This is a genomic window from Candidatus Omnitrophota bacterium (assembly GCA_023227985.1).
Lineage (GTDB): Bacteria > Omnitrophota > Gorgyraeia > Gygaellales > Profunditerraquicolaceae > JALOCB01.
The window spans coordinates 1-9,717 of the sequence record JALOCB010000042.1 but is presented as its reverse complement, the minus strand read 5'-3'; the positions used below and the strand labels follow the sequence as shown (position 1 = coordinate 9,717).

Below are 9,717 nucleotides of genomic sequence, written 5' to 3'. Positions count from 1 at the left end.
AAATACCGCCGGGTGCGATTACGCCGGGTGCCAGTATCGCTTAAGAAACACCCTATCCTCTTACGCCGGGTGTATTATTTCCCCCCACAACAACATCCACCACCTTGCGGCTTCTCTTCTTTCGGCTCTTCTTTCGGCTTACCAGAACCGCAGCATGATCTATTTCCCATTATCTTGTACAATCCGCACCAGCCGACCAATCCGGTGATCAAAGGCAGCAACCCGATCAAACCCAGCACGTTCTTTGTAAGCAGGCCCCAGATGATCACGCCCGCGCCTGTAACTATACGGATTATTCTCTCTGTTTTTCCCATATTTACCATATTCCACCTCCTTGAGTGGAGACTCAACACCGGAGCATATTCCAATTGCTCCGGGTGTAAAATCACCTTCACAACACCCGCTCATATGCCGCTTTAGCCGGATGCTAATTCCTGACTTAACACCAACCTTACCAATTAAGCTGGAGTGTAGTAACATATATTATTTTACTCTTTATACACCCCCGCGCAAGCCTTATTTATCCGCCGGCGCGGACTATTCAATAAACCCCTCTTCAGGGATGATCACCGGTTCTACTATGCGCATAGCCCGCCACTTCCCCCCCCGGTAACGTAAAAACACCAGCCCGGAAAATACCAGGAATAAAAATACCATTGCCGCCCAGCCTATTTCAGGGGGCAACTTCAGAAAACGCATAATCACTGCCAGGGTTATCGCCATCATCCAATGCAGGGTTACAGACATACGCATAGCCCAATGGGTATCGCCGGCTCCTCTTAAAGCCCCGATAAACACGCACAGCACCGCCTCAACCAGCACATAAACCGAGGCGATCCTGACCATAGTCACTGCAATGGGAGCGGCTTGAGCAAAAACAACGCCTGCTTCCATCGGCCGGAAAAGATCAACCATATGCCCGGTAAAACCGATGAATAAAACGAATATGAAAAAAGAATAAACCAAACCGAGTTTCAATCCGGACATAACCGCCTTGTGCGCCTTATCCGGCTTGCCGGCGCCCATAAACCTGCCTACCAGGCTGGTAACGCCGATCTCGATCCCGATCAGCGGAACAAACGAAACCAGGTCCCAGTTAAAAACCACTGTAGCCGCGGTAGCGGTCACCGGCCCCAAGGAATGGAACATAGTTACTATGGCATTGAACGCGAAGATATTCAGGCACATCTCCAAACCCGCGGGAGAACCAAAACGCAGAAGTTTGACGAACACTTCCCGGTCAAACCGGGGCGAACTCTCCAGACTGAATTCCCGGCGGTTATTCTTGCGCAAATACGCCCACACAAGGATCACTAACCCCACTACCCCGCCCAAAACAGTCCCATACGCAGCGCCAAAGATCCCCATTGCCGGAAAGCCCAGTTTGCCGAAAATAAGGATATAATTCAAGCCGACATTAGCCAGCATAGTGGAGAAAGACGCGATCATCACGATCCGCGTCCTGCCGATACCGGAGAAAAAACTGCTTAAAGATATCCTTAACAGGCCGATGATCGTGCCATAAACCAGGATATCGAAATACGCGGTCTGCGGCCCGATCTGTCCCGGTCCCACGCCCAACGCCCTGAATAACCAGTGCGCCAGCGGCCGCATAAAAATTATCAGCGGGTAGGCGATGACCGCCATTATCACCGACTGGGTCAGCACAACCCCGCAAATGCTTTTTTTCTTAGCGCCCAGGTATTGGGCGACCAAAGCGGTGGTAAAACCGATCAGTCCGATAAAAAAAGACATCAACATGAACGAAGCCAATCCTCCGCCCATGACCGCGTTCATCAGTTCAGGATCCAGCCTGGCCATGAATAACCGGTCAGTAAAGATCATCACTGTGTCGCAGGCGTGCGAAATAACCATCGGCAAAGCGATAGCCATCATCTCCCGCACCCCGCCTTCTCTATGAACCACCTGTTTATCTTTCATGCGCTCAATTATACCACCCCGACCGGTAAATCCAAATAAAAACCCTCTGCGCCATATAAGCCGCAGAGGGCTGATTTTAATTTTACTTCATCCCGCTATTGCTGGGCCGCAGGCTTTGGGTTGTTCTCGTTAAGCGTCTGGATCAACTTATCCAACAGCTCCGCGGTCTGCTGGGCGACAATAAATGTCTCTTTAAGCACTTCTATCGTTTTCTGTTGAGCTTGAGCCATATTGTCAGAGGCCTTGGCGGATATCTCCGCCGCTTCTTTTGTCTTACATGCCGCTATGCAGTTCAACTTAGCGGCTACGCATTCCGTACTAACCATTGCGGCAGTTGGCATCTCGCACTCATCGCAAGCCGCAAACGCCTTTAAAACAAAAACAAACAATAGACAAACCAGGCTAACTAAAATTCTCATTTTATTCCCCCCTTAACTGACAGCCAAAAATAGAGACAGACCCTTTATTTTAACATATTCGCCCCGGGATAAGAAATAACGGTAATTAAAACCGCAAGAAACAAGGGCAAAACAGATCAGCACCAACATCACCAAAGCGGCTATTAATCGGGTTTTATTCACTTATCTATTTTTTCCATCGGCTGCCCACAACAAACAAGTTCACCGCCGCCCGCTTTAGTGACGGTAACTTCGTTACCGCAGACATTGCATTTGAATTTTTCCCCGATCTCTTTTACTTCCATTCTTCCTCCTTTTTATTTTTCGATCTGTTGGATAATATCCTCCAGTTGCCTGTTGAATTCATCCGGAGCCTCAAGCATCAGAAAATGCCCCAGTCCCGGAATTATTCTGAGATTATAAGACTTCAAGTATTTACGGTTTATCTCCGGAGCGCTCGGCCAGAAGTCGGCATTCAAACACCATAACGGAACATCCACTCCGCTCAAAAGCGGGATCACCGGAGTTTTAAAATAGTATTCCAGGGCATTGAGCGCTATTGACGGCACAGCGGACGACACCTTCGCGACTACCCTGTCAACCAGCTTGGGGTCGGCGTTCTGGGGGAACATCTCCCGGACAAACGCGCTGGTTCCTTTGACAAAATCTTCTTTTATGGGATCGATGTATTGCCGAATTTGTTCAGGAGTGGCAATACGCTCGAAATTCTCCAGGGTATCGATAGCGATAAGCCCGGCAACCTTTCCCTTTAAAAGCAAATTCGCTTCCAATATCACTGTTCCGGACATGGAATGGCCGATCAGAATAACTTTGCGACACCCCACAGCTCGAACCACCGCGGCAACATCCTCGCCAAAAGCCTCCTGGGTATAGACCTGCCTTTGCCTGCCGGAAGACCCGTGCCCTGCCAGATCCAACGCCACAACCTTGTACTTTTTATCAAAATAAGGCACCTGGTGATACCAGGTATACCGGTCAGCGCACCAGCCATGCACAAAAACCAGCGCCGGCTCGCCTTTTCCATACACCGAATACGATATAGGAACCCCGTCCCCGGAAACAGCAGTCTTCTGATGCCCTGTAACCTGCGACCAGACCAACCAAGCTATTCCGATCAAAATAAACAAAACCCCAATCCCACGGGATATTCTTTTCATATAAGTATTCTCACCTCTTTTCTTTCAGATCCTCCATCTGTTCCCTGGAAAGCGGGCTGCCGAAAGCCGGAAAATGCGATTCAAGCGCACCTTCACCTTCAATCGGGACCCAAGCATCATTGACCCGGTCCATCAACGCGCATCCGTATTTCACTCCCTCGGCTACCGGAATAACCCCTTTTTCCGCCTGTACCAACTCTTTGTTATCTATCTTCAAAAGCTCAAGCTTCCCGGCATCCATCCTTTTTAATACCTCGATCCCGTGGCATTCGTTACATAGCCTGCCTTTTTCGCGCAGAGAATGGCTGTACTGCGGGGCAAAGATCAAAAACCCTTTTTTATTCTCAGCCACAAAAGTCTGCATATTAGCGCTGGCGACTTTACCCCGGTAATTAAGCAAGAACGTCCATCCGCTAAAAGGCAAATAAACCTTTTTATGCTCCTTCTTCAGCGTCCCCATATGGCAGTTAGCGCAGCTCACCACCTGACGGACATGACAGGCGGTGCAATCCAATTTATCCCCGTGTACTGTGTGAGATACGCTCTTTTCTATATTGCTGTGGCAGGTCTCGCATTTAGCCGCTATCGCTCCGGGCTGTTTCATCGAATCATACTGTATGCCGTCGCCATGCAGATCCCGGGCGCTATGGCAGTCAGTACAGATCATTCCTTTCGCATTATGCGGATTTTCTTCATGGTTTTCACTGTCAATCTTGTATATGGCAGCGTGCTTCACATGGCACTTAAGGCAAAGGCCTTGATTCTTGGCCGCGGATTCGGAATATACCCTTTTGCCGCCTTTCTCCGCAGCGTGGCAAACATCGCAGGACTTTACATGGCATGAACTACAGGGAAGTTCTCCATACGGGACTCCGGTGACCTGCTCAAAACCGTTGTTCTCCTTGCTATACCAGAATTCCATTCCTTTAGCCGTCTTATGCAGGCTGCTATCGAATATATCTTCCGGTTTTGGCTCCATATCCCCGGCAAGGGCCGGCATTGCAATAAACATGATCGCCGCCAACAATATCCCCGTCCTATTCCTCATCTTCCCCCCCCCAACATTCATTCATAATCCTAAATACACCCGCAGGTTATCTGCAACGTCTACGATACTATTTTTTTATCACGACCACTTTGCCCCACACTTGTTGCATTTATGCTGTGTCGGATGCCCAGGATCCTTGCCGCAAGCGCCGCCACTACAATAAGGACAAGGAACCTTGCATGTACGCTTGGAAACGCTTTTCCCGGATTTAGAAACAGTTTTCTTTTTCATACTGCCTCCTTTGATTTAACGGCTCTTACTTCCATCCCGTTACCATCTGAAAACATTTTTTCATAATTTCAAATCCATCAACCCCTTGCCTACAACGTCTACGATATACTCCTTAATTATAACTCTCTAAAACAAAAAACCAAGACACTTTTTGAGATTAGAATAAAAAGCGCCTATAACTATAAAGCTATAGGCGCCTTTTCCGCTATTTCGCACAATACAGATATTTCATCTAGCTGTAACTATACAAAACAAGCCACCATCATCTTGTCTGCTAGCATTGTTTTGCCATTGGAGCGGACGAAGATTATCCAAATTATCTCCACCTCCACACGCAGATGGTTTAATATGGTCAATTTCCCAACCATAGGATGCTTCCCGGTTGCCATAAAAAGATCTGCATATCCAAGCTCCACATGTGTCCTTACGCCATACAGATGAATCATATCCAGGCACGATTACACCTTTTTCCCATACCATCTGAACCATATATTCATTAAAGCTCATTCTTTCTCCTTTTGTTTTTATACTTCTTGTGAATTAACTGTTATACCCAAACAATAATCTTATGAAAATTAAATAAAACCGCTCATAGACACCTCCTTGTAGTATTTCCCTTGACAACTAGACACGGAGGTGTTATTTTACTAATAGAAAACGCCTACCTTCTAGCTCCCAAGCTGGAAATTTTATGGTGTTTTTTAGGCGAGCCATCGTTCACAGCGGTGGCTCGCTTTCTTATATAATTATTCTAGTTTAACTTCCACAAGTTTATCAACCGTGTTCCAAACCACATTATACGCTCTAGTTCCCTTCTTATAATCTATTTTGTAGTTCTTAAAAAAAGATACCGCCGATATCGCTGCACCTTTTTTATTACTTGCCTGTCTCATAGAATAGCTGTATTTCTCAGGATTCTTTACTGGTTGAACCCCCATACTATTAGCAGCCTTATTGAAATACAGATTAATATATTTTGCGCCTGTAAAATATTCATCATAACATTTTGAATTAATAAATATGTTACCACTTTTTAGTATACTAATTGTCGGAACTGCAGATGTAGACTTTTTATTCACAAATAACTCAAATGGCATATGCCCTCCGTTTTATGTTGTTAAAAAATACAACTGTATTATCTGTAGTATAATACTAAATATATTTTTGTCAATATATTTATTTATGTAGCATTAACTTTTCCAGACTTATTCCTTCACGAAGTGAAACCATGTGAATATTAATTTGCACTTGATTATACCACTTGACATATTTTGTTACGCCTAACCTACATAATAACAAGTCCAATATTTTCAAAAGTCTACTCTTCTTATAATACAAACCCTGATTTTCGCTTGCGTGATAAATATAATAGGGCGGCTGTGTCATCAAACGAGTTCAGCCGCCCCCACCCACACCAAATCCCTGCAATTTTCCAAGTTCTTTGTTAGCTAGTGGCTGTGGTCAGAGACCTTGCCGCGCCCCCCCTCACTCACAAAGTCCCCTACCATTTTCCTCCCCTTGTTATTATCGGGTGGCAAGGCATATTAACATAGGGATAGTGAGGACTGGAGCACCAAGCGAGTTCCGCAGGCCAAAAGACCGTACCGGACGTTCCTATTCGTCCGGGTGCAGGCCAACGGCCGAGGACTGTTCGAGCGACTGCCCAGTTCTCACTGACCTGATGCCTTGCCAGGCCCCGCTACCTCACAGAGAATGTCAGGGGACAAAAAAAGCAGCCCATCCTCTTCGGACCAAGCTGCTTCGTAAATTTACCCTCCAACCCCCACAATTCCCTCCCTGTGGACTATTGGAGTATTCTAACGCTAAAACTATAGCAAAGCAACCTAATTTACCGGGGCATCCCTGCGCAAGCCCGTTACTGCCCTTGTTCTGTTGCCGGCGCAGGCTGGATCAATTCAACGGATGAAGCAGTCCTCAGGATAAAATCATTTCTGATCTTTCTTTTGTTATACATAACCTTGACCACCGCCCCTATTTGAATATCCCCTGTTATCTGTGTGCTTTCAGTGATCCCGAAATAAGTAACAAAACGCACGTTATTATTCAATTCATTGCGCAGGTGGATCTGGATCTTATCCAGAAAGATCACGGTTCCGGTAAGCTCATAGGTGTGCAGAGTTTCGCCCTGCTCGGCAGCCGGGCATATCGCAAAATTAAATGCCCCGATAATACAAATGAGCAGGGATATAATCAGTTTTTGTGCCATTGCGTCTCTTTGGTTATGCGTTGATTTATTTTAACCCTAAAACAATCCCCGCGCAAACTAATTTAAAGGCTCAACGATGAAATCCTATCGGCGGTTTTTCTTTTACCGGAGCCGGCTCCAACAACTGTTTTATCGCCTCAAACACGATCGAAAACTGCTTATCGTATTTCTTCTCCATATCCTCAATCTTACGCTTTAACCCTGTGTAAGTTAGCCCTATTCTCCGCAGACTCACAAACGCTCGCATAATCTGGATATTAACCGCAATAGCTCTCTCACTATTCAAAACACTCGAAAGCATGGCAACACCTTCCTGGGTAAACACACAAGGAAAATATCTACTACCTCCCCAACTTGAGGTTCCAAATTGGAACCTCAAGTTCGAAACTTCCTGTTTTGTCAGTTTAAACATAAAATCTTCCGGAAACCTCTCAATGTTTCTTTTGACGGCTTTATTTAAATTTTTTGTTCTAACTCCATAAAGCATAGCTAAATCTTTGTCTATCATTACCCTTTTACCACGAACCTCGTATATTCTACTTGCCACCAAACCTACTGAAAGAGTATCATTCATTTCACTCCCCTCTTTTTGAGGTGCCAAATTGGCACCTCAAGTTTAAAACCTCAGTTTTAGTCAATTGGATATTATTTCACCTTGAGGTCACAAATTGTGACCTCAAGTTAGCATTTTTCCACTCACTATTAATAGACGTAAAAGGAGACAAAATCTAACAAAATCTTTTGTCAAAGCTCAACTTGATGTGCCAAATTGGCACATCAAGTCTCCCCCATCCATCTAAGGTGCCAAATTGGCACCTTAGGTACGATATCAAACTCATCCTAATTTGTACTACCTTAACTTATAATAGACGTAGAAAAACCCAAAATCTAACATGGCATCACTTTTTGTGATACCACTAATTAACTCCTGCTGCAACTGGTCACAAATTTTGACCAGTTCAACTTGAGGTCGCAAAATGCGACCTCAAGTTGTTAACCTACTTTACCATAAGGCTTTCTGAATTTAAGGTCACAAATTGTGACCTTAAATCATCCATCTAACAGACTTAACTTGATGTTCCAAATTGGAACCTCAAGTTTGCAACTTCCTGGACCCCCATACAACATGCCCTGCCATTTTCCCGTTACTATGTAATTATTGGGTGCTGCGGTGTGTTTGAGCGGCACATAAGGAAATCGAGCGGGCACGGTTTGCCGCACACATGGATAATCTTCAAGAGCGAGATTTCCGCAGAGCGCAGATTTCTCCGCTGGAGAAATCAAGCGATGACGCGAGAAATATGCCGCAAAAAAACTGCTACCGCGCGAAAATGTCGGGGCACAAAAAAAGCCCGCTGATCTCAGCTTTCGCCTTGATCAACGGGCATCTATGTAAAGGATCCGTATTTAACCCAGCGCGGATCCTGACGCAGTCATGCGACCGATGGGTAAATCAAAAGCCCCCGTAAAATTAATTGCGGGGGCCTTTGAATTTAATGGAGCACCAACCAACTCTCACATACCCTTACGAGTATACTACCATAGGCCCTGCGAGGCTTAACTACCGTATTCGGAATGGGAACGGGTGTGGCCCTCGCGGTATCGATACTCCAAATTCCTGTCGGCTATATAGTCGGGAATTTAGTCCTTTGCGCATTGATCTGATGTTTTTCAAGCAGATCAGCAAAGGGCAAATCCCTCTATTTTGCCGTAAATATTCGACAACTCACAAGATATTGGTAAAACTACTATTAACCGAAGAAATTAAAAGACCAAGCCGATTGGCAATTAGTACACGTTAGCTTAAATCCTTACGGATCTTACACATCGTGCCTATCAACCCCATAGTCTACAGGGTGCCTTCAGGACCTTACGGTCCAGGGATATCTAGTCTTGGGGGGGGCTTGGCACTTAGATGCTTTCAGCGCTTATCCCTTACGGACATAACTACCCGGCCTTTGCCCTTGGCAGGACAACCGGAACACCAGAGGTCCGTTTCTCCAGGTCCTCTCGTACTGTGGAGAACTCCCCTTCAAATATCCTAACGCCCACACCAGATAGAGACCGAACTGTCTCACGACGTTCTGAACCCAGCTCGCGTACCCTTTTAACCGGCGAACAGCCGGACCCTTGGGACCTTATCCAGCCCCAGGATAGGATGAGCCGACATCGCAATCGTATCCACCCTTTCGAGTGGGATTAGACTATATCTTCATCCGCTGCAATTATAGCGGAGTTGGCGTATTATAGGACCGAAACTGCTGGTCGCTATCTCATGTGTGTTAATGACATCCGGATAGAATGTCCACACCCACGGCCTATTGGAAAGGCCGGGATGTCGCTTGCGCGACACAATCAGTCGTTACGGGGTCTTAAAAAACATGGTTTCTCGAGGCAACGAAATAGTCGACAACCATACACTTAATAACATTAACCGCATTCATATAGATGTAGATTGAAGGTTAAGTTATCAGCCTTATTTGCCTAATATTTGTTACCAAGAGAAAAGACCATTGAATAACTGCTTATGCTTTTTAAGACTTCCCACGGTATTACCCGAATTTCTATTGGGCTCCACCGTTATTAGCCAATGCATGTCCGGAATTACTTCCGGACCACCCCATGTTGTTGAGGTGCCAAACCGGGCTGTCGATGTGAACTCTCGAGCCCGATAAGCCTGTTATCCCCAGAGTA

10 protein-coding genes and 2 rRNA genes are annotated in these 9,717 nt (G+C 45.9%); all 12 read right to left on the bottom strand.

Going from position 1 to position 9,717, the window contains the following annotated elements; genetic code table 11:
• Positions 1-74 precede the first annotated feature (74 nt).
• Positions 75-323: a DUF2892 domain-containing protein gene (locus tag M0R35_07225; protein ID MCK9595446.1), complete on the bottom strand. Its 249-nt coding sequence runs from the start codon at positions 321-323 to the stop codon at positions 75-77.
• Positions 324-537: 214 nt separating this feature from the next.
• Positions 538-1,941 carry an MATE family efflux transporter gene (locus M0R35_07220; GenBank protein MCK9595445.1) on the bottom strand — a complete coding sequence of 468 codons (1,404 nt, stop codon included), beginning with the start codon at positions 1,939-1,941 and terminating at the stop codon, positions 538-540.
• 95 nt (positions 1,942-2,036) lie between these two features.
• Positions 2,037-2,360 carry a hypothetical protein gene (locus M0R35_07215; GenBank protein ID MCK9595444.1) on the bottom strand — a complete coding sequence of 108 codons (324 nt, stop codon included), beginning with the start codon at positions 2,358-2,360 and terminating at the stop codon, positions 2,037-2,039.
• A 158-nt stretch (positions 2,361-2,518) separates the two neighbouring features.
• Positions 2,519-2,644: a desulfoferrodoxin FeS4 iron-binding domain-containing protein gene (locus tag M0R35_07210; GenBank protein ID MCK9595443.1), complete on the bottom strand. Its 126-nt coding sequence runs from the start codon at positions 2,642-2,644 to the stop codon at positions 2,519-2,521.
• A 12-nt stretch (positions 2,645-2,656) separates the two neighbouring features.
• Complete coding sequence (locus tag M0R35_07205; protein ID MCK9595442.1) at positions 2,657-3,478, bottom strand: alpha/beta hydrolase; 822 nt, start codon at positions 3,476-3,478, stop codon at positions 2,657-2,659.
• 49 nt (positions 3,479-3,527) lie between these two features.
• Positions 3,528-4,565, bottom strand: coding sequence for a cytochrome c3 family protein (locus M0R35_07200; GenBank protein MCK9595441.1), 1,038 nt, complete (start codon positions 4,563-4,565; stop codon positions 3,528-3,530).
• A gap of 459 nt (positions 4,566-5,024) precedes the next feature.
• Entirely contained in the window at positions 5,025-5,303 is a 279-nt protein-coding gene (locus M0R35_07195; GenBank protein MCK9595440.1) for an HNH endonuclease, read from the bottom strand.
• 239 nt (positions 5,304-5,542) lie between these two features.
• A complete protein-coding gene (locus tag M0R35_07190) occupies positions 5,543-5,893 on the bottom strand; it encodes a hypothetical protein (GenBank protein ID MCK9595439.1) in 351 nt (116 codons plus the stop codon).
• A gap of 779 nt (positions 5,894-6,672) precedes the next feature.
• Entirely contained in the window at positions 6,673-7,023 is a 351-nt protein-coding gene (locus M0R35_07185; GenBank protein ID MCK9595438.1) for a hypothetical protein, read from the bottom strand.
• Positions 7,024-7,093: 70 nt separating this feature from the next.
• Entirely contained in the window at positions 7,094-7,597 is a 504-nt protein-coding gene (locus M0R35_07180) for an ORF6N domain-containing protein (protein MCK9595437.1), read from the bottom strand.
• A 922-nt stretch (positions 7,598-8,519) separates the two neighbouring features.
• Positions 8,520-8,636: ribosomal RNA gene (gene rrf / locus M0R35_07175) — 5S ribosomal RNA — on the bottom strand.
• Positions 8,637-8,791: 155 nt separating this feature from the next.
• Positions 8,792-9,717 (bottom strand): 23S ribosomal RNA (locus M0R35_07170); the annotation flags it as partial.